Raw genomic sequence first — 25,242 nt, forward strand, 5'->3', positions numbered from 1 at the left:
CCGATTCCCACCCCTGTTCACAGCCGCAACGACGGCGTCGGTGCAACGCGGTAGTGTCCGCCCAATGCCGGACAGTCGAAAGCGTCGCAAGGCCAAACAGGCGAGGCGAGATGCGCGCCGGATGCGCTCGGCGCGTCGCGCACACGAACTCGAAGAGGAGTTCCCGCTCGTCGACGCGGTGCGCGAAGCCCTCGCCGAAGAGCATCCGCTGGAACTGCTGCACACGGTCAGCCTCATCATCCAGGCAACGGAGCCAAGGCACTGGGCGCTCAGCGACCCGGACGAGCCAGAGGCCGTCAATCTCGGCGAACTCATCGACAGCTTTATCGCGACCAAGCTTCCCGAAACCACGGTGCTGTTGGCGGTGCTGTCCGAATTGCTCGACAACGAGGTGCTGCGGACACGCTGTGAACGAGAGGTTGCCGCGCGGGATGACGACCTGCCGCAGTGGATCACCGATCTGGGTCGAACGCACGTCGAGCGGGTGGTGCGGATGACACACGTGCTCGGGGAGGGGGACGAACTGATGCTCGGCGTGAAGTTGTCCTCCGGACAGGAGATGACCTGCGCGGCCTTCATCGACCACACCGTCGTGTCAGAGGTCAAAGACGCCTTTTTCGTTCCCGCGCCACTGCAGGAGGTTCTCGACGTCGCGACGCGCAGCCGTACGGATCCCGACACCACCTTCGTCGAAATGAGCCTCGCCGATGCCCGTGCCTGGTTGCATCGGGGTGTCGAGGTCGACGGTCTGCTGTCGATGTTGAGCGAGTCCGACACGTGGCCGGCGAGTCGTCCGCTGCTGCAATGGCTGACCCGGGGCTTGCCGGAGGGAGGCAGCGGCTACCAACCGCCGTTCTTCTCTGAGGACCAGATTGAGGAATTGTTGGACAGGTTCTTTGCCACAGTGCCGGGCTTGCGATTCGACGACTCCGGCCATCGGGATTTGTTGCGCACGTGCATCGATGAAGGCACCGGTGATCCATTGCGGTGGAGCGCGGGCCGGCTGCGGGACCTACCCGACGTTTTTCTGCCGCTCGACGAATACTCCGATGAGCGGTCCATTCAAGACCTGCTGGACCTACCGGATGTGATGCGCGCGTATGTTCCGTTCGCTCACGCCGAGAGCGGGATCCGCGACGAATTGACCGCAGAGGCACAGGCCGCCATCGATGAATTCGAGTCCGAGTTTCGAGAGATGGTTCTGGAGGACGCCCGATATCTGGACGACGACGACGACGACGATGACGACGGGGACCCGAGTTAGAGGGCCCGGTGACGCAGGTGGGCAACGCCCGGCGCTTCGAGCATCCGGACCCAGCGCGAGTCGGTGGATCACACCATCGCGATCGGCGAGATCTTCATCCCGATCTCCAGCGCACCATAGAGTTCGCGAGCGACGTCCTGATCGAAGATGACGTGGCCCGCGCCCATCTCCGCGTCCCGGCGCGCCCGTTGCAACGGATTGGCCAGGAAGTTGGCCGACGCTCCGGACGCCGCCATGAGATTGTTGATGACGCAAAGTGATTCGTTCACTACGTGCGCTGCCGTAGCTCGTGCGCGGGCCCGCAGTTTTCGTTGCACGATGCCGCCGTCGGCGACGATCGACTCGATGGTGCCGGCGATGTCGGTCACCAGTCCCTGCAGTGCCTGCAGCCGGATCCGGGCATCGGCCAGTCGGATCTGGGTGGCCGGCTGTTCCTTCTGCTTGACACCGCTGTAGGCCAACACCCGGGTCTCGAGACGCTCGGCGAACGCGTTCACCACCAGCTGCGCACTGCCGAGAATGGGCATCGCCGCGGTCAACGCGAGCGCGGGCACCACCGGCCAGCGGTACAGCGCGGCATCGTGCAGCGCCGCACCTGCTGAGGTGCCGTTGTAAATGTCCGATAGCGGGACGATGCGGTGCTCGGGCACGAACACGTCGGTGATGGTGACGTCGTTGGATCCGGTTGCGCGCATGCCCAGGGTGTGCCAGACGTCGTCGACGCTGACCTGGTCGGCCGGGACGAGCACCAGGCCGGGGAACATGTCGTCGCCGGAGCCGCACAACGCGCAGACCATCACCCAGTCGGCATGCATGATCCCGGTGGCCCAGGACCATTTTCCGCTCAATTTGATTCCACCGCTTACCTTCTCGCCGAAACCGGTCGGCGCCAGCGGTGCGGGTGCCAGCACCGGGCCGGAGGCGAAGACCTCCACTTGGGCCTGTTCGTCGAACAACGACAGCAGCCAGTTGTGCAGTACGAAGAAGCCGATAGTCCATGCGCTCGACGCGCAGCCCAGCGCCATCCGCTGCACCGGTTCGAGCACCTCGGGGAAGCTCGCCTGCCGGCCGCCGAAACGTTTCGGGGCGAGCAGGCCGAGCAGCTCGCCGGCGCGGACTTCCGCGACGGTGTCGTCCGGCAGTCGCCGCAGTCGCTCTGCTTCGTCGGCCCGTCGGGCCAGGCGTGCGACGAAGTCGTCGGGTACCAAGCTCGCAGCGGATTCCACAGGCAGTATCATACCGGGAACTCTATACCAAAAAGTATGGCGACAAAATCGGCCGGTCGCAAGCTAATTCAAGGCCGCAGCATGAAGTCGACCAGTTCGGCGCGCTCCGCGGCTGGCATATACGCCCGCTTGGATGCCAGATGCAGCGCGCCGACGCCCATCGCAAAGATCCAGTCGGCCCGTTGTCGCGCGGTCTTCTCGTCGAAGCCAGCGTCGAGAAAAGCCTGGCGCACCGCGCGCTGGACCCGACGGTCGGCAGCCAGGACGCTGGACGCGGCGGTGGCGTCCGAGCGTGCCCATTCCCGCATCGCGCGCTCCAGGGTCCAGTACCGCGGACTGAGCAGCACCGACATCATCTTGATCAACCGATCTCGCGGCGCCAGTTCAGCCAAGTCGCCCATCAGCTGGTGGTCCTCGTCGCGCCACTGCGCCCAATTGGCCACCAGCGCAGCCTTATACGCGGCCATGTCGGCGAAGTGCCAGTAGAAACTGCCGCGTGTGACGCCGAGGCGGGCAGTGATCACGTCGAGCTTGAGGGCTTTGAACCCTTCCTCGGCGAGGACTTCGTACCCGATCTGCAGCCAGGCATCTTTGGTGCTTTCACCGGAGCCGCGCCGCTGGGCTTTGGTCATCCAGTTACCTTAGAGGCGTCGTTCGGCCGCGGGCGTCGCCCGCATCCGTCGGTGCCATTACTTACGCTGTCCAGGTGGACTACGCGAGGATCGACGGACTGCGGGAGCGGCATCCTGCTTGGCGGCTGCTGCGCGCCGGCAACTCCACGCTGATCCTCGCTTTCTTGGGACAGTTCTTCGTCGAAGGCAACCGAGGCGCGTGCCCGGTAAGCGAAGTCGCGGCCGCGTTGGACGACCATCTCTACGCGCTGAACGCTGAGATTCCGGCCGAGCGTGGCGAGCAGCGGTTCCCGAAGAACGCTCGTTCCTATTTAGAGGACTGGGCGGCCACCGAAACTGCTTATCTGCGGCGCTTCTATCCCCCCGGCGACGACGAAGTGCACTATGAGGTCACGCCCGCTTTCGAGAAGGCCTACGCCTGGGTCATGTCCCTGAAGGGCCGTTCCTTTGTGGGGACGGAATCCAGGTTGCACACCGTGGTGGACTTGCTTCGGCAGATCGTGCACGGAACCGAAGTCGAACCCGACGTGCGGCTGGCTGAGCTGCGTCGGCGGCGCGACGAAATCGACGCCGAGATCGCGGCCGTCGAATCTGGCACCTTCACCGTGCTGGACGGGACTGCAGTGCGCGATCGCTACCAACAGCTCGCTGCCACCGCCCGGGAGCTGCTGTCGGACTTTCGCGAGGTCGAGGAGAACTTCCGGCTGCTGGACCGCGCCGCGCGCGAGAAGATCGCGGCCTGGGACGGTTCCAAGGGCGAACTGCTCGCCGACCTGGTCGGCAGCCGTTCCCAGATCACCGGTTCGGACCAGGGACGAAGTTTTCAGGCGTTCTACGAATTCCTGCTCTCCGAAGCGCGCCAGGCTGAGCTCGCCGCCCTGATCGGCAAGGTTTCAACCCTCGACATCGTCGACGCTGACCAGCGGATTAGCGGCATCCACCAGGACTGGTCTGAAGCTGCTGATCGGGCACAGCGCACGGTCCGACAGATATCCGAACAACTTCGCCGTTTCCTTGACGACCAGGTCTGGATGGAGAACCGTCGTGTGCTCGACTTGGTCCGGGCGGTCGAGAGCACCGCGCTCGAGGTCCGCGACGACCCGCCAACCTGGGGACTCGAAGTTGATCAGCCGGGCATCGACATCACCCTGCCGTTCGAACGCCCGCTTTACCAACCTCCTGCGGAAGTAGCCGTCGAAAGCCACCTTCCGCCGGAAGCTGAGGAAGTCGACGCGGACCTGCTCTTCACGCAGACCTTTGTCGACCAAGCGCGGCTTGCCGAAGTCATCCGCACTGTTCTGCCGGAGAATTCCTCGGCGCTGTTGTCCGACGTCGTCGCGATGTACCCGATCGAACAGGGCGCCGCAGAGATCGTCGGTTACCTCGCGCTCAACGACGACGACGTCATGGTCGACATGGACGACAGCGATGAAACTCTCTTGGAATACGTCGATCCGGACGATCCGCAGACAACCAAGCGGGCCAGGCTGCCGAAAGTGACGGTACGGCGACGATGAGCAACGAGCACGCCGTCGCCAGCGCCATCATCCGGTTGATGCAAGGCGTCGTCTACCGCGAATCGGACGAGGACACCTGGCTGACACTGGGACGTCTGGGTGCCGGTGTGCGAGACCATTTCGCCACCATCGGCGTCGACGTGATCGTCGACGACGTGGAAGGCTATGCCTACCTCCGGTCCCGGTCTGACGAGGAGGGCGACGAGGCGCTGCCTCGTTTGGTGCGCAGGCGCGCCCTGACTTACAACGTCAGCCTGCTGTTGGTCCTGCTGCGCAAACGGCTCGTCGAGTTCGAGACGGCGGGCAGTGACGGAAAGTTGGTCCTCACCTCCGACCAGATCGTCGAGATGTTGCGTCTGTTCCAGGCCGAGTCCAGCAACGATGCCCGGGTCGTGGACCAGGCGGAGACGACCATCAAGAAGGCGACCGAACTCGGATTCCTACGACCGTTACGCGGTCAGCGCGACCAGTGGGAGGTGCGGCGGATCCTCAAAGCCTACGTCGATGCCCAGACCCTGTCGGACTTCGCGGGTAAGTTACGGCAGTACGCGGGTTCGGTAGCCGATGAATGAAACAGCCTCCGCTGCAGCAGGTCTCGGTGATTCCGGGAGAGCAGGTTTCCGGCTCGAGTACGCCGAACTCCTGAACTGGGGCACCTTCGACAACCAGGTCTGGCGGTTTACGCCCAGGGCGGAGACCGCACTGCTCACCGGTGACATCGGCTCCGGCAAGTCGACGATCGTCGACGCGCTCACCACGTTACTGGTGCCGTCTCATAAGGCGGCATACAACAAGGCCGCCGGCGCTGAGGCCAAGGAACGCACCCTGCGCTCCTATGTCGAAGGCCACTACAAATCCGAACGGAATGAGACCACCGGAAAATCGCGCGCCAAGGGCCTTCGGGAGAACCGCCGGACCTATTCGGTACTTCTCGGTGTCTTCACCAACCACGGCTACGACGAAACCGTCACCCTTGCGCAGGTCTTCCAGCAGCGCGAAAGTGCCGGACAGCCGTACCGTTTCTTCGTCACCGCCACCAAGCAACTCACGATTGCGGCGGACTTTGCCGAGTTCGGCTCCGATCTTCGGGATCTGCGCAGGCGACTGCGCGGTGCCGGGGCAGAGATCTTCGACGAATTCCCAAAGTACGCAACATCGTTGCGCCGTCTGCTTGGAATTCGATCCGAACAGGCACTGGAACTGTTCCACCAGACCGTTTCGATGAAATCCGTCGGCAACCTCAACGATTTCGTGCGCGACCACATGCTGGAACCCAGCGACGCGACCGAACGCGTGCGGGACATCATCGCCCACTTCGAGGACTTGACCAAGGCGCACGACGCCGTGCGGCGTGCGCGGGAACAACTCGAGGCGTTCGAGCCTATTGTGGCGACCGCCGCCAAATACGATGCCGCACTTGGCGAACGCGATGCAATGGAGAGCGAACGATCCGCGGTCCGCGTGTTCATCGCCGAGTTGCGCTCCGGACTGCTGGCGGACGAGATCGCTCGGCTAGAGGCCGACTGCGCGGACCGGGCAGAACAACTAGCCGCAGCCGAAGCAGGCGAGCTGCGGCTCAAGCATGAACGCGAGTCTCTCATCGAAGAACGCGCCAAGGCAGGGGGAGATCGCATCGGCGAGCTGCAGCGGCTCGCCCACGAGGCCTGGGCCCAAGCCGAAACACGCCGTCATACCAGGACATTGTTCGACGATGCCGTGCGCGGCGCCGGGCTCGAGCCGGTCGCCGACCGGGCCGCGCATGAGGCATTGTCCGCCTTGGTCACCGCCGAACGCCCGCGACGGGCGGACGAGAAACGAGCCCTGGACGCGGCCACCGCCGAGGCGATCGGGATCTCAAAGGACTACCAACGTAAGTGCGACGCGATCGCCGACGAGCTCGCCAGCCTGGAGCAGCGCACCAGCAACCTGCCGCCAGAGCAGGTCGAACTGCGCGCCGACTTGTGTGCAGCCCTGGGTCTGGGGCCGGAGGATATTCCTTATGCCGGGGAACTTCTCGACATATTCGACGAGCATGCCGAATGGCGGGGGGCGGCGGAACGAGTGCTGCGTGGATTTGCGCTCTCGCTGCTAGTTCCCCAACCGCACTACGACGCCGTCACCCGATGGGTCAACGACCGAAGACTCACCTTCCGCGGCCGCGGAGCCAAGTTGGTGTACGAACGGGTTCCACCGCACCAGGTCCGTCTCCAGCCGTCCCGACATGACGGACTTCTGCTCGCCGACTGCGTCGAAGCCAAGGACGGACCATTCCGCGAATACCTCCTGAACGAGCTCGTAAAGCGGGCCGATTTCCGTTGCGCAACAACGCTCGAAGAATTTCGCAACCAGCGCCGTGCCGTAACTCGCCAGGGGCAGGTGCGATCCGGCGATCGGCATGAGAAGGACGATCGCTACCGCGTCGATGATCCCCGCCGCTGGGTCCTCGGCTGGGCCAACGAACGAAAGATCGCCGCGCTGCGCAACGAGCTCGACGAACTGGTGGTCCAGCGGGTGGCGGCGGATGCCGAGGTCGATACTCTCACCGCCCAGCGGGAAGCGCTGCAGGAGAGACTGGACGCCCTGTTGCGAATCGAAGGGTTCCGTTCGTGGACCGACCTTGACTTTGGCGAGGCCGAAGCGCGCGCGAATGACCATGACGCCGAACGCATCCGGTTGCAGGCCGGCTCGTCGCGACTGCAGGAGATCACACGCGCGCTGGATCGAAATGAGGAATTGGCCTGTGCCCTCGGGGAGTCGATCAAGAAACTCACCGGTGATCTGGCCACCACCGCCGCAGCGGCGGATCGGGCGAAGAAGGACAAGCAACGTGTTGACGACTTCGTGGCGGCGCAGCCGGAACCCGAGTTGGCAACGGCCCGCGTGTCCTATCCTGCACTGAATCAACGCATTGGCAGGTCCCGTCCGACGCGGGCTGCGGATTGTGGTGAGGCGGAGACCACGCTGTCCAGTGCCCTGCATACTCGCATCGAGAAGCTGACGCGGGAACTAAACGGTCATGCGTTGAATCTGGGTCAGTACATGGCCGAGGTGCTGCGCCGGTGGCCCGAGCTGCGCGCTGACATGGACGCGAATATCGAAGCCCGGCGTGAGTTTCTAACATTCCGCGATCGCATAGCGACCGATGATCTTCCGCGCTTCGAAAGCGAATTCAAAGAACAGCTCAATAAGAACGCCATCCAGGAGTTGGCCGGGTTCAACAATTGGCTGGGCAGACAGGCATCAGCGATCGATCAGCGCGTCGACCGCATCAACGAGGCGCTCGGCGCGGTGCCCTACAACCCGGGTCGCTACATCCGGCTAGAGAAGGAACCCACCACCAATCAAGATGTCGCGCAGTTCCGTTCCGATCTGCGTAACCTCACCGACGACAGCCTCGCCGTGGACGGTGATCAGTACTCCGAGCAGCGGTTCCTCGACGTCAAGCGCGTCATCGAACGCTTCCGCGGTCGCGACGGCTATTCCGAATCGGACAAGTCCTGGACACGACGGGTCACCGATGTGCGCAACTGGTTCGTCTTCTCTGCCTCCGAGCGCGATGCCGAAACCGGTGCGGAATGGGAACACTATAGCGATTCGGACGGCAAGTCCGGTGGTCAGAAAGAAAAGCTCGCGTACACGATCCTGGCGGCGTCGCTGGCTTACCAGTTCGGGCTGGAATGGGGTGTCGCGCGATCGCGCGACTTCCGCTTCGCGGTCATCGACGAGGCATTCGGGCGTGGCTCGGACGTCTCGACGCGCTACGCTCTGGAACTCTTCGCTACGCTGGGACTGCAACTGCTCATCGTGACGCCTTTGCAGAAGGTCCACGTCATCGAGCCATACGTCAAAGCGATTGGTTTCGTTGACAATCCAACCGGAACGTTCTCTCGGCTGCAGACGATGACAATCGAAGAGTACCGGTCCCGGCGCGACGGGCGGCGACCGTGAAGCCCGCCTGGACCACATCGGCGGGCATCGCGGTCCGAGTCAGGCGTCGGTGGGACGATGGGTCCCTGCTACGTGGTTATGCCAACGGCGATCCTTTCGAGCCGATCGAAGTGCCGCTGCGCGGACCGAAGCCGTCGCAGGTCGGCGACGACTTAGCCGCTGCGCGACAGTGGGTGGCCGACCTCCAAGCAAGCGCTCGGGACGGCGAACGATTTACCCTGCAGTGGCAAGCTATTGGCGGCAGGCGAATTGGCCGCAACCAATTGCCTTCCCGTGCAATGATATCCACATTCGAGCAAGCCGTGGCGCTGTTGGGGGTGACGGCGCTGGTCCGCAAATTCGACGAGCTGCTGGTTCTGGCAGATCAACATCGGCGGGTTCGACAGTGGATCGTCGACCATCCGCATCGTGCACTCGAACTGGGGCCGGAGATGCCGCGGCTGATCGCCGCGTACGTGTGGCTCGACATTAATCGCCAATCGCAAAAATATTTGCGGGAGATCAGTGCGCCCGGGGTGGACACCAAGTTCGCCGAACGGCACCGGCCGGTTTTGGCGGCCATGCTGGGCGTCTCCTCGACGGCGGCGGGCTTTGTCGCCGGCCTCGGCTTGAGGTCGAAGCCAGGCTTAGTAAGGCTACGGCCCTCGCCTTCTTTGGGTCTGCCCGGGCCGACTCTTTCTGAACTGGGCTTGCGTCCTGAAGAGTTGGCTCGACTGGATGTCGTGCCACGGCAGGCGGTGATCGTCGAGAACGAGATCAGCTATCTGTCCTTCGACGTCCCCGAAGACGGTGTTGTGATCTGGGGAAGGGGCTTCGACGTCGACAGCGTGGGCCGTTCGCCGTGGCTCGCTGGCGCCGATGTCCTCTACTGGGGCGACATCGACACGCACGGATTCGCGATTCTTGATCGGCTGAGGGCATGGTTGCCGCACGTCCGGTCGGTGCTGATGGACCGAGAGACACTGCTCGCCCATCGCGATCGTTGGGTGGCTGAGGACCGCCCGGCCCGGTCGCTTCTGACCCGGCTCACGCCGCCGGAGCAGGAGCTCTACTGCGACCTTGTTACCGATGGGCTTGGCGAACGGGTGCGCTTGGAACAGGAGCGAATTGACTGGCAGTGGGTGGTGCAGCGGGCGTCGGCAGCCGAACCGAGCCGAGAGCAGTCGCTGACGTGAGTTGGAAGAGATACAAAGGCACCGCCCGCGCGGATGCGGCCCTGCACGGCAGCGCGCTGCTGGCCGAACTGGAAGCTTATGTCCGCGTGCAAAACCCACACTTGACCGACGTCCGGCTGGACGAGGCGAGTGCTAACGAGGGCGCACCGGTCGAGCAGGGCCGGCGCATGTACGACGTCACTTATCTGGCCGATGACGGCGAGGGGAGCTGAGCGTCCCAGCCGAGTCGGGTGGTTCGACAAACACGTCGGCTGAGCGGTCTGGTTTCGCGGGAGTGAAAGAGGTGGAATGGGTAGCACCACTCGGGCAGCGCTGACGGACGGGCTTTGATGTGAAACGACTCACCGGCTTGGACGCCTTGACGTTGTACAGCGAGACCCCGGAAATCCACATGCACACGCTGAAAATCGGCGTACTGGACATCTCGGGTTTCAGCCAGGAGTTCAGCTTCGAGCTGTTCCGGCAGATCGCCTACCCGCGCCTGATGGCGTTGGAACCGCTGCGCTATCAACTGGTCGACATCCCGATGAAGCTGCACCACCCGATGTGGCGGACCAACGACGACATCGACCTCGACTACCATCTGCGTCACACCCGGGTGGCCGCGCCCGGCGGACGACGCGAACTCGACCAGCTGATCGGTCACATCGCCAGTACCCCGCTGGATCGCTCCCGGCCGCTGTGGGAGATGTACGTCGCCGAGGGCCTGGCCGACGGTCGCATCGCCATCATCCACAAGGTCCACCACGTATTGGCCGACGGAGTGGCGTCGGCCAACCAGATGGCACTGGCGATGGCGCTCGAGCACCCGGACCCGAGGCGCCGCGCCAAAGCGCCCGACCTGCCGGGCACCCGCGCCGAGCTGCTCCGGGCCGCCGCACGCGACCACGTCGGCCTGATCCGCAAGCTGCCCCGCCTGCTCACCGAGACGACCACCGGTGTCCGGCGGGTCCGCCGCCGCGCCAAGGAACGCGGCGCGCACCCCGAGCTTGCGCGCAACTTCGCACCGCCCCCATGCTTCATCAATCACCGGGTGACCCCGGGTCGTCTGTTCGCCACCGCGCCGCTGCCGCTGGCGGACGTCAAGCAGACGGCCAAGCACCTCGGGGTCACGCTCAACGATGTGGTGCTGGCCATGGTCGCCGGCGCGCTGCGTCGACTGCTGCTGCGATACGACGGTGAAGCCGGCGAGCCCTTGATCGCCGGCGTACCGGTAAGTTACAACACCTCCCCAGATCGGTTGGCGGGCAACGAGTTCTCCTATATGACGCCGTCGCTGCCGGTACACATCGACGACCCGATCGAGCGGGTGAAGCTGACTTCGCTGGCCACCAAGATCGCCAAAGAGAACCATCAGTTGCTGGGCCCTACGGTGCTGCCGGCGTGGATGTCGTATTTGCCGCCGGCGTTGGCGCCGCGCTTGTTCCGCGCCCAGGCCAGGCGAGTCGAATCAGCCAGCGTGATGAATCTGACCGTCTCCAACGTGCCCGGTCCGCGGGTTCGGGGCGACGTCGAGGGCGCCACGGTCAACGAGATCTACTCCGTCGGGCCGATCGTCGCGGGCAGCGGCATGAACGTCACGGTGTGGAGTTACGTCGATCAACTGGCCATCTCGGTGCTCACCGACGATGTGACGCTGACCGACCCGCACGAGGCCACCGAGGCGATGATCGATGCGTTCATCGAAATACGCAGTGCTGCAGGGCTTTCCAGTGAATTGACACCGGTGGGCGCCGTCCTTCCGCTGGTAACCGGGATCAAAGGAGGATTTTCATGACTGCTGACGGGATGCTCGAAGCGGCCCGCGCCGCCGGAGCGCCGATCGAGAAGGCCGTCGCGGTATTCATGCTGCATCCGGAGACGTTCGGCGAAAGTGTCGCGGCCGGTTACCAGAACCCGCTGGCAGGGTACGTCGCCGGCCGCGGCGGTGTGCTGGGTGATGCCAGCGGAACGACGGTCGCGGCGGTGTTCGCGGTCTTCGAGCCCGATTCGCTGGCCGCGCTGTGGGACCAGGGTGTCGCGGTACGCGGCGCAGCTGGTGCGGCGCAACAATATTGGGAGCAGACCGCTGGTTTCGCCCGCAGGCACCTGGCCGGAGTCGACGGCCTGGACCGTGTTGCCGAACTGGGCGAGAAGCTCATCGCGGTGACACCGACCGCGGGTCTGCCCCTGTTTGCGGGATGGCGCACGATGCCGCTGGCCGAGGATGCTCCCGCGCGGGCGCTGCAGGTGATGTTCATCCTGCGCGAGCTGCGGGCCGGTGTGCATTTCAACGCCCTCACCATTTCCGGCGTCAGCCCGGTGGAAGCGCACATGCTCAACAAGGGGGCCGAGTACACCAGGATGTTCGGCTGGCCCGAGCCGTTCGCCGACGGTACCGACAAGAAGGACCGCTACGAGCAGGTCGAGCAGACGACCAATCGCCGGATGGCGGAGATCTTCGCGGCGGCCCTCAGCCGTGACGAGGCCGACGAACTTGCCCGACTCGGCGCCGCCGCGCTGTCGTCGTTGCAGGCCAACCTGCCGTAACGGTGTTTAGCTTGCGGCATGGCGCACCAGGCAAGGTCTCGCTGGCGGACGCGGGTGGTGGTCCGGCTGATCGTCGCGGCGGGTATTGGTGTCGCTGCCGCGACGCTCGTGCCTCTGCTGGCCGGGCTGAGGTACGCGCCCAGCGTCGGCTGGATCGCCGCGGCGTCGACGTACCTGGTCTGGACGTGGATCGTCGTGCTGCCGATGGATGCCGACCGGACCCGCGAGCACGTCGAACCTGAGGACCCGCCCCGCGGTTGGCTGACCGACGCGGTGATCCTGACGGCGAGCGTGGCGAGCCTGGCCGGCGTGGAACATCTCCTGGTCGCCGGGTCGAAGTCCGGCCCGGAGAAGGATGTGGCCGCGGCGGTAGGCGTGGTCAGCATCGTCGCCGCGTGGTGCGTCGTGCACACCGTGTTCAGCGTCCGCTACGCCGACGTCTACTACTCCGATGCTGCCGACGGAATCACGTCCATCAACTTCAACGGGTCCGACGCCCCGCGGTTCCTGGACTTCTTCTACCTGGGCTTCACCATCGGCATGACCTATCAGGTTTCCGACACCACCCTGCAGACCGGCCAGTTGCGCCGCATCGCACTCGCGCAGGCGTTGTTGTCCTACCTCTTCGGTGCGGTGATATTGGCGGTGACGATCAATCTTGTTGTAGCACTCAGTAATTCATGAGTCCATACAGGAACCTCGGTGGTCCGGTCGGTGAGCGACGGCAGGCTTGCCCCCCATGCCGTCAGACGATCTCGAACGCGGCATGATGTTTCCGTCCGCCCGGTGACGGGAAAGCGAACGTGTGCGCGAGGAGCCGACCATTTCGACGTCCGATGCGGTGACCGGTTCGATCCGCAGCCTCATCCCCGCCCGCATCGACCGGCTGCCCTGGTCGCCGTTCCACACCCGGATGGTGGTGGCACTCGGCGTCGCCTGGGTCCTGGACGGCCTGGAGATCACCGTGGCCAGCGCGGTCGCCGACACCCTCACCGCCCCCGAGACGCTGCACCTGTCCTCGGCGGCGGTCGGGTTCGCCGCGACCATCTATCTGATCGGCGAGGTGACCGGCGCGCTCTTCTTCGGCCGGCTGTCCGACAAGCTGGGCCGGCGCAATCTGTTCATGGTCACCCTGGCCGTGTACCTGGCGGGCAGCGCGCTGACCGCATTCACCATGGGCAACAGCGCCGGCTGGATCGCCTTCCTGTATGCCACCCGGTTCATTGCCGGCACTGGCATCGGGGGTGAGTACGCGGCCATCAACTCCGCGATCGACGAGCTGATCCCGGCCCGCTACCGCGGCCGCGTCGACATCGCCGTCAACGGCACCTACTGGGCGGGGGCGATCCTCGGCACGCTCGGCACGTTCGTCTTCCTCAAAGTGATCGACCTGAGCCTGGGCTGGCGGCTGGCCTTCCTGCTGGGACCGGTGCTGGCCCTGGTGATCCTGCTGGTGCGCCGCAATCTGCCGGAGAGTCCGCGCTGGCAGGTGATGAACGGCCGCATCGAAGAGGCCGAGAAATCCATCGCCTACATCGAGGAGGAAGTCCGGGCCACCGGAGCCCGCCTGCCGGAGGTCGACGAAACCAGGGCCATCGAACTCAAGCCAGCCGAGAAGATCGGCTACCTGGCGCTGACGCGGGTGTTGTTCCGGGACTACCCCGGCCGCTCGGTGCTCGGCGCCTCCCTGATGATCAGCCAGTCGTTCCTGTACAACGCGATCTTCTTCACCTACACGCTGGTGCTGGGCAAGTTCTATCATGTCTCCCGGGATTCGGCGCCGCTCTTTCTCGTTGCTTTCGCCGTCGGAAACCTGTTGGGGCCGTTGACACTTGGGCGTTACTTCGACACTATCGGCCGCCGCAAGATGATCGCCGGCACCTACCTGACGTCCGGCCTGCTGCTGGCGGTGAGCGCCGGGCTGTTCGAGGCGGGGGTCCTCAACGCGATCACTCAGACCATCGCCTGGTGCGTCATCTTCTTCATCGCCTCGGCCGGTGCGAGCGCCGCCTACCTGACGGTCAGTGAGATCTTCCCGCTGGAGGTCCGGGCCAAGGCGATCGCGGTGTTCTTCGCGATCGCCCAGAGTTTCGGCGCCCTGGGTCCGGTCATCTACGGCGCGCTCATCGGCGACGGCAATAATCCCACCATGCTGTTCCTGGGTTACCTGCTGGGTGCGGTGGTGATGATGGCCGGCGGACTGATCGCCTGGTTCCTCGCCGTCGACGCCGAAGGCAGATCCCTCGAGGACATCGCCACCCCGCTGGCAGCCAGCACCGATTGAGGTTTTTTCATGATGCGACCGCGTTGCGTGCCCGTGTTCGTTTGCTACAGATAATCTCTGAGGTTGAGGGAACGCTGGTGGGACCAACCAGAGCTCGAAAGGTGGGTCAGTGGTCTTCCGAGCAGACCAGGAGATCGGGCTAGATCTCGCTGCCGTCGATTGGTCGTCGACCCCGCTGGGGCCCGTCGACACGTGGCCGCAGAGCCTGCGTACGGCCGTGGACATCCTGCTGTCGTCTCGGTTTTCGATGTGGATGGGGTGGGGGCCCGAGCTCACTTTCTTCTGCAACGCCGCCTATCGCCACGACACCCTGGGACGCAAATATCCGTGGGCGCTGGGCCGGCCGGCCAGCGAGGTGTGGGCCGAGATCTGGCCTGACATCGCACCGCGCGTCGACCGCGTCCTCGGTGCGGAGGCAGAGTCGACCTGGGACGAGGCGTTGCTGCTCTTCCTGGAGCGGTCCGGCTACACCGAGGAGACCTATCACACGTTCTCCTACAGCCCGCTGCGCGATGACGACCAGCGCGTGGTCGGTTTGCTGTGCGTCGTCAGCGAGGACACCGGGCGGGTAATCTCCCAGCGCCGCATCGCGACGTTGCGGGAACTGGGCTCGGATCCCAGCGTCGTGCGCACCGAGCGGCAGATGCTCGACTTCGCCGCCCAGCAGCTCGGGCGCAACCCGTATGACCTCCCGTTCACCCTGACCTACCTGTTCGACGACGACGGGCCGGCCCACCTGGTCGGTACCAGCGGTATCGCCGCCGGGCATCCGGCGGCACCGGAAACCCTGCCCGGCGACGGCCCGTCGGTGTGGCCAATCGAGAAGGCGGCGCGCGGCGAGGCCGAACTCGTCGAGCTGGACGGCGTCGCGCAGCAGCTGCCCTGTGGCGCCTGGCGCAAGCCGCCTAGGCAGGCGCTGGTGGTGCCGCTGCTGCAGCACGGTGGACCGCCGGTCGGTTTCCTGGTGGCCGCGCTGAACCGGCACCGGGAATTCGACGACGGCTACCGCGGCTTCGTCGAACTGGTTGCCGGTTACCTCGCGGCTGGAGTGATCAGCGCCCGCAGCTATGAGGCGCAGCAGCAGCGTGCCGAGGCATTGGCCGAACTTGACGGCGCCAAGACCGCCTTCTTCTCCAACATCAGTCACGAGTTCCGTACGCCGCTCACCCTGATCCTGGGGCCGGTCGACGAGTTGCGCCGTCAGGAGACCGGCCTCGACAGCCATGCGCGGCAAGAACTCGAACTGGTGCACCGCAACGCCCTGCGGCTGGCCAAGCTGGTCAACACATTGCTGGATTTCTCCCGCATCGAGGCGGGACGTATGCGGGCCCGCTTCGAGCCCGTCGATCTCGCGAGGTTCACCGCCGAGCTGGCCAGCGTGTTCCGGTCAGCGATCGACCAGGCCGGCCTGACGTACGTGGTGGACTGTCCGCCACTCGACGAACCGGTGTATCTGGACCGCGAGATGTGGGAGAAGGTGGTGCTCAACCTGCTCTCCAACGCGCTGAAGTTCACCTTCGAGGGGTCCATCACGGTCCGGGTGGCCCGCGACGACGGTCAAGCGGTCGTCACCGTCTCCGACACCGGAATCGGCGTTCCCGCCGCCGAGATGCCCCGGCTCTTCGAGCGTTTCCATCGCATCGAGTCGGCCCGCGCACGCTCCACCGAGGGCAGCGGGATCGGGCTTGCCCTGGTCAAGGAACTGGTCGGGTTGCACGGCGGGACCATCAGCGCCGACAGCCGCGAAGGCGCCGGCACCACGTTCACCGTGCGGCTCCCGTTCGGTGCCGCCCATCTGCGTGCCGACGAACTGGCCGCCACGGCGCAGGAGCCACCGGCCACCGGTGCGATCGCCGAGCCGTTCGTCCAGGAAGCCCTGCGCTGGCTGCCGGGCACGACGACGCCCGTCGCCGCCGCGGCCGCCCCGGCCGAGTCCACCGGGGTCCAGGCCCGTGTGCTGGTGGCCGATGACAACGCGGACATGCGCGAATACCTGACCAGTCTGCTGGGAGCCTCCGGGTACGAGGTCAGTGGCTACAGCGACGGCCTGGCCGCGCTGGAGGCGATCCGTGCACAACCGCCCGAGCTGGTGATCAGTGACGTCATGATGCCGGGGTTGGACGGCCTGCAGCTGCTCTCGATGCTGCGGCAGGATCCGCGCACCGCCGCCCTCCCCGTTATTCTGCTGTCCGCGCGGGCCGGCCAGGAGGCCGCCGTGGAGGGGCTACTCGCCGGTGCCGACGACTACCTGGTCAAGCCTTTCGCGGCCGCCGACCTGCTGGCCCGGGTGCGCACCAACGTCGAGTTGACGCGGTTGCGCAACTATCACTCGCGCTGGCGCGCCGCGTTGGTGGACTCGCTGCAGGAAGGGTTCTTCATCTGCGACGAGCACGGTGCGATCATCGAGGTGAACACCGCGTTCACCGAGATCCTCGGTTACGGCCCCGAAGGAATACCGTACGAGCCCGTCCACCCCTGGTGGCCCGACCCGGACACCGACGCCGAGGCCTATCGGCAGTGCGAATCGGCGTTTACCCGACTGCTGAACGACAGCCAAGGTGGCTACGTCGTCCCGGTCACCCACCGAGACGGCCACCGAGTGTGGCTCACGGTCAACTTCAACCATGCCAACGACCCCGACTCCGGGCGTCGCGTCATGGTCGGCACCTTCCGCGATATCACGGCCGAGCACTACGCCGTACAGAGCCAACTTGCGCTCGCGGAGCTCAACGCCCAACTGGCGCAAGCGGATACGCTCGAGGACGGGCTGCGGAGCACCGCTGAGGTGTTGCGCGGAGTGTGGCAGGCGCGGCGCGTTCTAGCCGTGACGTTCATCGACGACTCGCCCACCGAGCACGCCCCGGCTCTGGTCTGCGCCGGCGAGGCGTGCACCTGGGGAGAGCTCGCACCGCGGCACCGCCAGCTGATCGAGACACTCCGCGGAGCCGATCTGCTGAGCACCTACACCGCAGACGCCGGGGTGGCCGGCGTCTCGTTGCAGCATCCCCACGGCCTCCTGGTCATCTGGATCGAGCTCTCCGAGCATCGCCGCTTCACCCGGGAGGACGAGACGCTGCTCACGGCGCTGGCCGGGCGTCTCGGTCAGGGGCTGCACCGCATCAACCAATTGGACCTGCAACGCGAGACCGCGCTGGCGTTGCAGCACGCGATGCTGGGACCGGCGGACCTGCCCGGCGGCATCGCCGTGCGCTACCTCCCGGCCAGCCGACCACTACAGGTCGGCGGCGACTGGTACGACGTGGTCGATCTCGGGGACGGCCGGGTGGCCCTGATCGTCGGCGACTGCGTGGGCCACGGTTTGGCGGCCGCCACGGTGATGGGTCAGTTGCGCAGCGCATGCCGCGCGCTGCTGCTCGAGCAGTCCGGCCCGAGTGCGGCGCTGGCCGGCCTGGATCGGTTCGCCGCGCGCCTACCCGGCGCGCGCTGCACCACGGCGTTCTGCGCGGTGCTCACCTCCGAGACCGGGGAACTGGTGTACGCCAATGCGGGTCACCCGCCGCCGATCATCGTCTACGCCGACGGCACCAAGGTGATGCTGGACGGCGAGCACGGGTTGCCGCTGGCGCTGCGGCCGGACTGGGAGCGGCCCGAATCGCGCATCACGATGCCGCCGCGCGCAACTCTGTTGCTCTACACAGACGGTCTGGTCGAGCGTCGGGGCAGCTCCCTGGACGACGGTATGTCCCGCGCCGCCGATCTGGTGCAGGAAGGCCGGTCGCAGTCCCTCGACGAGGTGGCCGACTACCTGATGTCCCGCTTGGAGCCCGCGGGCGGTTATCCCGACGACGTGGCAGTGCTGTTGTATCGCCAACCAGCGCCGCTGGCAATGGAATTCACCGCCGACGCCGAGAACCTCGCGGGAAGCCGGGCCGCCTTGCGCAGCTGGCTCACTCAGGTCGGAGTCGAGCCGGCTCAGATCCAGGACGTGCTGACCGCAACCGGTGAGGCTGTCGCCAACGCGATCGAGCACGGCCACCGTGACAAACCGCACGGCACCGTCTGCCTGCATGCCAGCGCAATGGTGGACCGCCTGCAGGTGACGGTCACTGACAGCGGTGAGTGGAAGACGCCCACCAAGGTTCCCGGCATGAGTCGCGGCCGTGGCATCGCTTTGATGCGAGTCCTGATGGAGGACTTCAGCATCAACTCCACTGAAGCCGGCACCACGGTGCACATGTACGCGAGGATCCCGTAATGGCCACACCGCTGCACCTCAACACCGACCGCGGCGCTGACGGGACACCGCGGGTGATCGCCACCGGCGAGATAGACCTGAGCAATATCGCGACATTCACCCGGGCATTGGCGGACGCGGGCGGGGGGACGCGCCGGCCGATCACCGTCGATCTCAGTGCGGTCAGATATCTCGACAGTGCCGGCATCAACGCGCTTTTCGATCATGCCGACGCGGTGGACCATCTGCGGGTCATCGTTCACCCCCTGCTGGTTCGGGTTCTCACGGTCAGCGGATTCAGCAAGATCGCGACAGTCGAGTCCGCGCCGGCCTCGACCGACGGCGCCTCCGGCTTAGACTCACCCTGACTTTTTGCGCCGCGCGCCCGCGGATCCTGCGCTGGAAGGCGCGGGCGCTGCTGCCGAGCCAATGACATTGTTGGGGCCGGATAGGTCAATGGTGTGAACTCAGTTCGGTGACCGCGCCGGCGGGGGTGGCCGCGACCAGTGCTTTATGCCCTCGTGCGGGGCGGGGCCGACGATCGGCACGAGCCGTTGCCGGTGGCCATGCCGCGCCCGGGGGGCTGCTGTGCCACGGGGCGAGCGGAAGAGGCTGCCGCACCTTGTCGCGCTCGGCGACGCTGCCGACACGCCGCGGGCTTTGCTACGTTTCCGCCATGTATGCGGCAGCCGACGGCGTGGAGTGCGATCCCGCCATGCGTTGTTGTCGCTGAAGTTCTGACCCCGATTCTGTTGATTACAAGCACCATTGCGCGGTGTGCGCACCCCGTTACCCAAATCCTGGAAGGCATCGATGTCTGCTGGCACCGACCGCGTGTCCCGTTGGGGACGAGTCGTCGGCATGACGGTTGTCGCCGCCGTGGTCGCGGCGTGCGGCGGCGGTGCCAGCGACGCCGTGGGCGGCGACTCGGTCACCGAGGTGAACACCAGCATCACCCTGGTGGCGTACTCGGTGCCCGAACCCGGTTGGAGTGCGGTGATTTCGGCGTTCAACGCTTCCGAGGAGGGCAAAGGCATTCAGGTGATCACCTCCTACGGCGCCTCCGGTGACCAGTCCCGCGGCGTTGTCGCGGGTAAGCCGGCCGACATCGTGAACTTCTCGGTGCAACCCGACATAACGCGATTGGTGAAGGCGGGCAAGGTTTCTGCGGACTGGGACACCGAAGCCAGCAAGGGCATACCCTTCGGTTCGGTAGTGACGTTGGTGGTGCGCAAGGGTAACCCGAAGAACATCCGCGACTGGGACGACCTGCTGCGCCCGGGGGTGGAGATCATCACCCCCAGCCCGATGAGCTCGGGGTCGGCGAAGTGGAATCTGCTTGCCCCCTACGCGGTCAAGAGCGGTGGCGGGCGCAACGTCGCGGCAGGCGTCGACTTCGTCGACCGGTTGGTCCGCGAGCACGTCAAGTTGCGTCCGGGATCCGGCCGGATCGCCACCGACGTGTTCGTCGAAGGCAGCGGCGATGTCCTGATCAGCTACGAGAACGAGGCCATCGCCACTGAGCGGCAAGGCTATCCGGTCGAGCACATCAACCCGCCCCAGACGTTCAAGATCGAGAACCCGGTCGCCGTGGTGAGCAGCAGCACACATCTGCAGGCTGCGACGGCGTTCAAGAACTTCCAGTACAGCGCGGTGGCGCAACGGTTGTGGGCACGCGCCGGGTTTCGGCCCGTCGATCCCGCCGTCGCCTCGGACTTCCGCGACCAGTTTCCGGTGCCGGTGAAACTGTGGACCATCGCTGATCTCGGCGGCTGGGGAACGGTCGATCCCGAGCTGTTCGATCGGCACACCGGAAAGATCACCACGCTCTATCTGGAGGCCACCGGATGACAGCCGCAGTGTTGACCCCGGAACGTCAGCTACCAGCGCCGCCACCGGTCGCCGCCGCAGACCCCAAGGGCGACAAAGCCGTTCGGGTCGGTGTGGTGACGCTGTGGCTGTCCATCATCGTGCTGTTACCACTGGCCGCGATTGCCTGGCAGGCATGTGGTGGTGGCTGGCAACACTTCTGGTTGGCGGTCACCTCGCACGCCGCGCTGGAATCCTTCAAGGTCACGTTGATCATCTCCGTGGTCGTGACCGTGCTCGACGTGGTGTTCGGGGTGTTGGCAGCGTGGATGTTGGTGCGGGACGACTTCGCCGGGAAGGGGTTGTTGGACGCGATCATCGACCTGCCTTTCGCATTGCCGACCATCGTCACGAGTCTGGTGATGCTGGCCTTATACGGCCCCAGCAGCCCGGTGGGCCTGCATCTGCAGCACACTCCACCGGGGGTTGCGATGGCGTTGGCGTTCGTGACGATGCCTTTCGTGGTGCGTGCCGTTCAGCCGGTGCTGCGCGAAATCGATCGCGAGGTAGAGGAGGCCGCGGCCTCGCTGGGTGCAAGTGGCCGAAAGGTTTTCGCCTCGATCGTGCTGCCCGCGCTGCTGCCCGCGGTGTTGTCCGGTGCGGGGCTGGCGTTTTCGCGGTGCATCGGTGAATTCGGTTCGGTGGTGACGATCGGCGGCGCCGTGCCGGGCAAGACCGAGGTTTCCTCGCAGTGGATCCGGGCGCTGATCGAGAACGACGACCGTACCGCTGCTGCCGCGATATCGATTGTGCTGCTTTCTATCTCGTTCAGCGCATTGTTGATTCTGCGGCTTGCGGGCGGGTGGTTCACCAGGCGGCACGAGGATCTCGGGTGACCTCGTCGAGCGTGGTGCGCCACCTGGTGCGCTGGGTGGCGTCGGGCTACATCGTGGTGATGCTCGTGGTGCCGGTGTCGCTGATCCTGTACCGGACGTTCCGGCCGGGACTCCATCAATTCTTCGCCTGGATCAGCACACCCGCGGCGATCTCCGCACTGCAGCTGTCCCTGCTGGTGCTGGCCATCGTAGTGCCGTGCAATGTGGTGTTCGGTGTTCCCACGGCGATACTGCTGGCGCGCAACAAGTTTCGTGGCAAAGGTGTCTTGCAGTCGGTCATCGACCTGCCGTTCGCGGTTTCGCCGATCATCGTGGGTGTGGCGTTGATCTCGGCGTGGGGATCGGCGGGTGCGCTCGGATTCATCGAGCGCGACACCGGCGTCAAGATCATCTTCGGCGTTCCCGGCATCGTGCTGGCCAGCATCTTCGTCACCCTGCCGTTCATCGTGCGGGAGGTGCAGCTGGTGCTGAGCGAGGTGGGCACCGAACAGGAGCAGGCGGCGGTGACCCTGGGTTCGAATGCGTGGCAGACCTTCTGGCGGATCACGCTGCCCTCGATCCGGTGGGGCCTGACCTATGGCGTGGTGCTGACCGTGGCGCGGGTGCTGGGCGAGTTCGGTGGTGTGGTGATGGTGTCGTCGAACCTGCCGGGCAGCACGCAGACCCTCACGCTGCTGGTCAACGACCGCTACAACCGCGGGCATGTCTACGGCGCCTACGCGCTGTCGTCGCTGATGATGGCCGTCGCGATCGCGTTCCTCATCGTCAAGGTGATCCTGCACGTGCGCCGGGCGCGGTCAAACCGCCAGGCCTGAGTTGAGTATGGTTCGGTGATGAACGATTCGCCGAACCTGCACATCGTCGTCGTGGGCGGCGGTCTGGCGGGCCTTGCTGCCACGGTGTGGCTGGCCGAACTCGGTTACGCGGTCACCTTATTGGAGAGCAACGGCTCGCTGGGCGGGCGCACCATCGGCCTGACCTCCGGGCACGGTGATGCCATCGAGAACGGTCAGCACGTGTTCGCCGGCTCATACGACTGCGTGTTCCGTTACCTCGATTCCGTTGGTACCCGGCATCTTTTGCGGTTCCCCGACGAATTCGGGGTGCGCTATCCGGGCGGGCACGTCGAGACGTTCGGTTTGCGGGCCCGTAACGCGCGCCGCATGCTGCTGGGCCGGGTCCGCGGTCTGGGTCTGCCGGCGTTGCTGAAGGCCGGCCCGGCGTGGGCGCGGCTGGTCCGCGACGTCATCCGGTTCGACGACGCCCTGGACGACATCACCGTCGACGAGTGGTTCGACCGACTGGGCTTTCCCGCCGAGGTGCGCCGGATCATGCTCAATTCGATGGTGATCGGCCTGCTCAACGAGCTCCCGCACCTTGCCTCCGCGCACGCCTTCGCGGCCCTGCTGCGTACCGGTGCCGACCGGGTGCGCAGTGGGGGGTCAGCGGCGGCGCGGATCGGCTATCCGACCGTCGACCTGGAGACGCTGTACCTGCAGGGCGCCCGGCGGGTGATGGACGAACGCGGGGTGGACGTGCGATTGCGCACCCGCGCGGTGTCGGTGGAGGTGGCCGACGGCCGCGCCAGCGGCGTCCGGTTGGCGGACGGTTCGACGGTGCAGGCCGACGCGGTGGTGCTGGCGGTGCCGTCGTGGAATCTACGGTCGCTGCTCGACGAGGTGCCGGGCTCCGAAGAGATCCGACTGGCGGCCAAGCAACTCGAGCCCATCCCGATCATGAACGCCTACGTGTTACTGGATCGCCCGCTGGGCACCGTCGCGCCATGGGAATCGTTGTTGGACAGCGACATTGGTTGGGTGTTCGACCGCGACCGGATGCACGGGCCGCGCGCCGACGGCAACCACCTGTACGCGCTCACCACCTGCGCCGCCTACGACCTGATGCCGCTGAAGAACCGGGAGGTGGGCGAGCGGCTGGTCGCCGCGCTGCGCGCCAGCTACCCGGCCGCCCGGGACGCCCGGGTGCTCGACGTGACCGTGGTGCCCTGGCCAAAGGCCACTTTCTCGTCCCGGGTCGGCATGTCGACGATCCGCCCCGGCAACCGCACGGCGCTGCCGAATCTCGCGCTGGCCGGCGACTGGACCCACAACGACTGGCCCACCACCATGGAGGGGGCCGCGCAGAGCGCGGCCCGCGCGGTCGATCTGGTTCATGCGGCGCTCGGCCCGGCCACGGCCGGGGTCTAAGGTTTGCGACATGCCGAAGCTGCGGGGACGACGCGTCGCCATCACCGGGGGTGCGCAGGGCATCGGCCGCGCGATCGGCGAGGCGCTGATCGCCGCGGGCGCCACGGTGGCCCTCGGTGACGTCCAAGAAGCCGCCGTGCAGCAGACGGCCGCCGAACTTGGCACGGCGGCAACGGGTTACCGCCTCGACGTAACGGACCCGGCCGGTTTCGAGACGTTCCTGGACCGCTCGGCCGAGGATCTCGGCGGGCTCGACGTGCTGGTCAACAACGCCGGCATCATGCCGATCGGGCCGTTTCTGCAGGAGAGCCCGAACGTCACCCGTCGCACCCTGGAGATCGACGTCCTGGGGGTGATGACCGGAACGCGGTTGGCCGGCGCCCGGTTCGCCCGGAGTGGGTCGGGCCACATCGTGAACATCGCCTCGGTGATGGGCACCCTGGCATCGCCCAACGCGGCCACCTACTGTGCCGCCAAGTACGCGGTGGTCGGTTTCAGCGAGGCGCTGCGCCAGGAGTGGCGGGGCAGCGGGGTCAAGATCTCGGCGATCTGCCCGGGCTTCGTGCGCACCGAGCTGATCGCGGGCATGGCCGCGCCGGGGCCGCTGGAACGGTTTCTGGTGGTCGATCCTGAGGCCGTTGCCGCCGCGGTGGTCACCGAACTGAACCGGGGTGCCTCGCGCACGGTGTTCGTTCCCAAGTTGGTGGGCCTGGTTGCCCGCGGGACCGCCGTCCTGCCGGACCCGCTCGTCGACGCCGCGTTCCGGTTGTCGGGTGGCAACAAGGTCACCTCAGAGCTGGACCGCGAGAAACGAGCGTCGTACCAGGCGCGTGTCGAAGGCCGAGAGATCCAGGAGTAGGTATGTCGCGTATCGAGTTGACCGGGTTGCGCGGGGTGCCGGAGACCGCGCTGTCCGAGGCCTTGGTCGCCACCTTGCCCGCCAACGCAGCGCCCGCACCGTGGGAGTGCCGCTGCTCGGCGTTGCTGTGGCTGGGGCGGGGTGGTCGGGCCGCAGCCGCGGCGCTGCCGCCCGCACTGGCCGGTAGCTCGGCGCTGGCCACGATCGGCGGATTCGTCCGTTACACCGACACGCCGGTCGGTGCCTACGACGAGGTGCTCGGCATGGTCGGCTCCCGCACCGGGCTGCGGCCGTGGGGAAATGTGGCCTTCATGTCGGTGGATTCGGAGTCCAGCCTGGTCGGGGGCCGCACGAATTGGGCGATGCCCAAGACGCTGGCTCGGTTCGACGGCGAGTTGGCCAACGGTCAGGTCATCACCGGCAGCAGCGCCGACCAGCTGTCCTGGACGGTCAGCGCCACTCCGCGGGTGGTGGGCCCGGCCATCCCGCTCAAGACCAGGGCCAGCGCCCGCCAGCAGTTCGCCGACGGGCGCGTCGGTGACTCGTTGTTGACGTTCGCCGGTCGGGTGCGCCCGGCATTGGTGACCGTCGGCGTCTCCTCGGCGGGGCCACTGCCGACCTGGCTGCGCCCCGGCCTGCATCTCGGGGCGCTGATCGACCAGGCGGTCTTCACCTTGGGCGAGCCGCGGTTCAGCTAGTCG

20 protein-coding genes are annotated in these 25,242 nt (G+C 66.0%); 18 read left to right on the plus strand and 2 right to left on the minus strand.

The features are described 5' to 3' along the window. Window positions 1-64: 64 nt before the first annotated feature. The gene (locus tag MKCMC460_RS08425) at window positions 65-1,264 is read left to right on the plus strand and encodes a hypothetical protein (RefSeq protein WP_236981480.1); all 1,200 of its coding nucleotides are present in this window, start codon (window positions 65-67) and stop codon (window positions 1,262-1,264) included. Window positions 1,265-1,332: 68 nt separating this feature from the next. Here the strand turns inward: MKCMC460_RS08425 and MKCMC460_RS08430 are convergent, their stop codons facing one another. Beyond that, window positions 1,333-2,502 carry an acyl-CoA dehydrogenase gene (locus tag MKCMC460_RS08430; protein WP_238305547.1) on the minus strand — a complete coding sequence of 390 codons (1,170 nt, stop codon included), beginning with the start codon at window positions 2,500-2,502 and terminating at the stop codon, window positions 1,333-1,335. Between the two features lie 56 nt (window positions 2,503-2,558). Continuing rightward, window positions 2,559-3,122, minus strand: a complete 564-nt coding sequence (locus tag MKCMC460_RS08435; protein WP_236981482.1) for a TetR/AcrR family transcriptional regulator — start codon at window positions 3,120-3,122, stop codon at window positions 2,559-2,561. A 74-nt stretch (window positions 3,123-3,196) separates the two neighbouring features. On the opposite strand from MKCMC460_RS08435, the gene MKCMC460_RS08440 reads away from it, so the two are divergent. The 17 genes from MKCMC460_RS08440 to MKCMC460_RS08520 all read left to right on the plus strand — a co-directional run bounded on the left by MKCMC460_RS08440 (window position 3,197) and on the right by MKCMC460_RS08520 (window position 25,239). After that, on the plus strand, window positions 3,197-4,639 hold the full coding sequence (locus MKCMC460_RS08440; protein WP_236981483.1) for a DUF3375 domain-containing protein: 1,443 nt from the start codon (window positions 3,197-3,199) through the stop codon (window positions 4,637-4,639). Next, a complete protein-coding gene (locus MKCMC460_RS08445) occupies window positions 4,636-5,211 on the plus strand; it encodes a DUF4194 domain-containing protein (RefSeq protein ID WP_236981484.1) in 576 nt (191 codons plus the stop codon). Before MKCMC460_RS08440 ends, MKCMC460_RS08445 begins: the two co-directional genes overlap by 4 nt. Beyond that, complete coding sequence (locus MKCMC460_RS08450) at window positions 5,204-8,587, plus strand: ATP-binding protein (RefSeq protein ID WP_238305550.1); 3,384 nt, start codon at window positions 5,204-5,206, stop codon at window positions 8,585-8,587. The genes MKCMC460_RS08445 and MKCMC460_RS08450 overlap by 8 nt, the downstream gene beginning before the upstream one ends. Continuing rightward, window positions 8,584-9,762, plus strand: a complete 1,179-nt coding sequence (locus MKCMC460_RS08455) for a Wadjet anti-phage system protein JetD domain-containing protein (protein WP_236981485.1) — start codon at window positions 8,584-8,586, stop codon at window positions 9,760-9,762. Before MKCMC460_RS08450 ends, MKCMC460_RS08455 begins: the two co-directional genes overlap by 4 nt. Beyond that, a complete protein-coding gene (locus MKCMC460_RS08460; protein WP_236981486.1) occupies window positions 9,759-9,974 on the plus strand; it encodes a hypothetical protein in 216 nt (71 codons plus the stop codon). Before MKCMC460_RS08455 ends, MKCMC460_RS08460 begins: the two co-directional genes overlap by 4 nt. Before the next feature lie 119 nt (window positions 9,975-10,093). Beyond that, on the plus strand, window positions 10,094-11,539 hold the full coding sequence (locus tag MKCMC460_RS08465; RefSeq protein ID WP_236981487.1) for a wax ester/triacylglycerol synthase family O-acyltransferase: 1,446 nt from the start codon (window positions 10,094-10,096) through the stop codon (window positions 11,537-11,539). Beyond that, window positions 11,536-12,291, plus strand: coding sequence for an evbL (locus tag MKCMC460_RS08470; protein WP_236981488.1), 756 nt, complete (start codon window positions 11,536-11,538; stop codon window positions 12,289-12,291). The genes MKCMC460_RS08465 and MKCMC460_RS08470 overlap by 4 nt, the downstream gene beginning before the upstream one ends. Before the next feature lie 18 nt (window positions 12,292-12,309). After that, window positions 12,310-12,975 carry a DUF1345 domain-containing protein gene (locus MKCMC460_RS08475; protein WP_236981489.1) on the plus strand — a complete coding sequence of 222 codons (666 nt, stop codon included), beginning with the start codon at window positions 12,310-12,312 and terminating at the stop codon, window positions 12,973-12,975. Window positions 12,976-13,204: 229 nt separating this feature from the next. Further along, a complete protein-coding gene (locus tag MKCMC460_RS08480) occupies window positions 13,205-14,575 on the plus strand; it encodes an MFS transporter (protein WP_236983883.1) in 1,371 nt (456 codons plus the stop codon). Between the two features lie 109 nt (window positions 14,576-14,684). Next, window positions 14,685-18,791 carry a SpoIIE family protein phosphatase gene (locus MKCMC460_RS08485; RefSeq protein ID WP_238305553.1) on the plus strand — a complete coding sequence of 1,369 codons (4,107 nt, stop codon included), beginning with the start codon at window positions 14,685-14,687 and terminating at the stop codon, window positions 18,789-18,791. After that, window positions 18,791-19,138: an STAS domain-containing protein gene (locus tag MKCMC460_RS08490; RefSeq protein WP_236981490.1), complete on the plus strand. Its 348-nt coding sequence runs from the start codon at window positions 18,791-18,793 to the stop codon at window positions 19,136-19,138. The genes MKCMC460_RS08485 and MKCMC460_RS08490 overlap by 1 nt, the downstream gene beginning before the upstream one ends. A 445-nt stretch (window positions 19,139-19,583) precedes the next feature. Then, window positions 19,584-20,621: a sulfate ABC transporter substrate-binding protein gene (locus MKCMC460_RS08495; RefSeq protein ID WP_238305554.1), complete on the plus strand. Its 1,038-nt coding sequence runs from the start codon at window positions 19,584-19,586 to the stop codon at window positions 20,619-20,621. Then, window positions 20,618-21,475: a sulfate ABC transporter permease subunit CysT gene (gene cysT, locus MKCMC460_RS08500; RefSeq protein ID WP_236981491.1), complete on the plus strand. Its 858-nt coding sequence runs from the start codon at window positions 20,618-20,620 to the stop codon at window positions 21,473-21,475. Before MKCMC460_RS08495 ends, cysT begins: the two co-directional genes overlap by 4 nt. Next, on the plus strand, window positions 21,472-22,290 hold the full coding sequence (gene cysW / locus MKCMC460_RS08505) for a sulfate ABC transporter permease subunit CysW (RefSeq protein WP_236981492.1): 819 nt from the start codon (window positions 21,472-21,474) through the stop codon (window positions 22,288-22,290). Before cysT ends, cysW begins: the two co-directional genes overlap by 4 nt. An 18-nt stretch (window positions 22,291-22,308) precedes the next feature. Further along, the gene (gene hpnE, locus MKCMC460_RS08510) at window positions 22,309-23,682 is read left to right on the plus strand and encodes a hydroxysqualene dehydroxylase HpnE (RefSeq protein ID WP_236981493.1); all 1,374 of its coding nucleotides are present in this window, start codon (window positions 22,309-22,311) and stop codon (window positions 23,680-23,682) included. 10 nt (window positions 23,683-23,692) lie between these two features. Then, window positions 23,693-24,541, plus strand: a complete 849-nt coding sequence (locus MKCMC460_RS08515) for an SDR family oxidoreductase (RefSeq protein WP_236981494.1) — start codon at window positions 23,693-23,695, stop codon at window positions 24,539-24,541. 2 nt (window positions 24,542-24,543) lie between these two features. Further along, entirely contained in the window at window positions 24,544-25,239 is a 696-nt protein-coding gene (locus MKCMC460_RS08520; protein ID WP_236981495.1) for an acetoacetate decarboxylase family protein, read from the plus strand. The last annotated feature ends 3 nt before the right edge of the window (window positions 25,240-25,242 follow it).

The organism is Mycobacterium sp. 20KCMC460 (genome assembly GCF_022179425.1).
In the GTDB taxonomy this organism is placed as follows: domain Bacteria; phylum Actinomycetota; class Actinomycetes; order Mycobacteriales; family Mycobacteriaceae; genus Mycobacterium; species Mycobacterium kiyosense.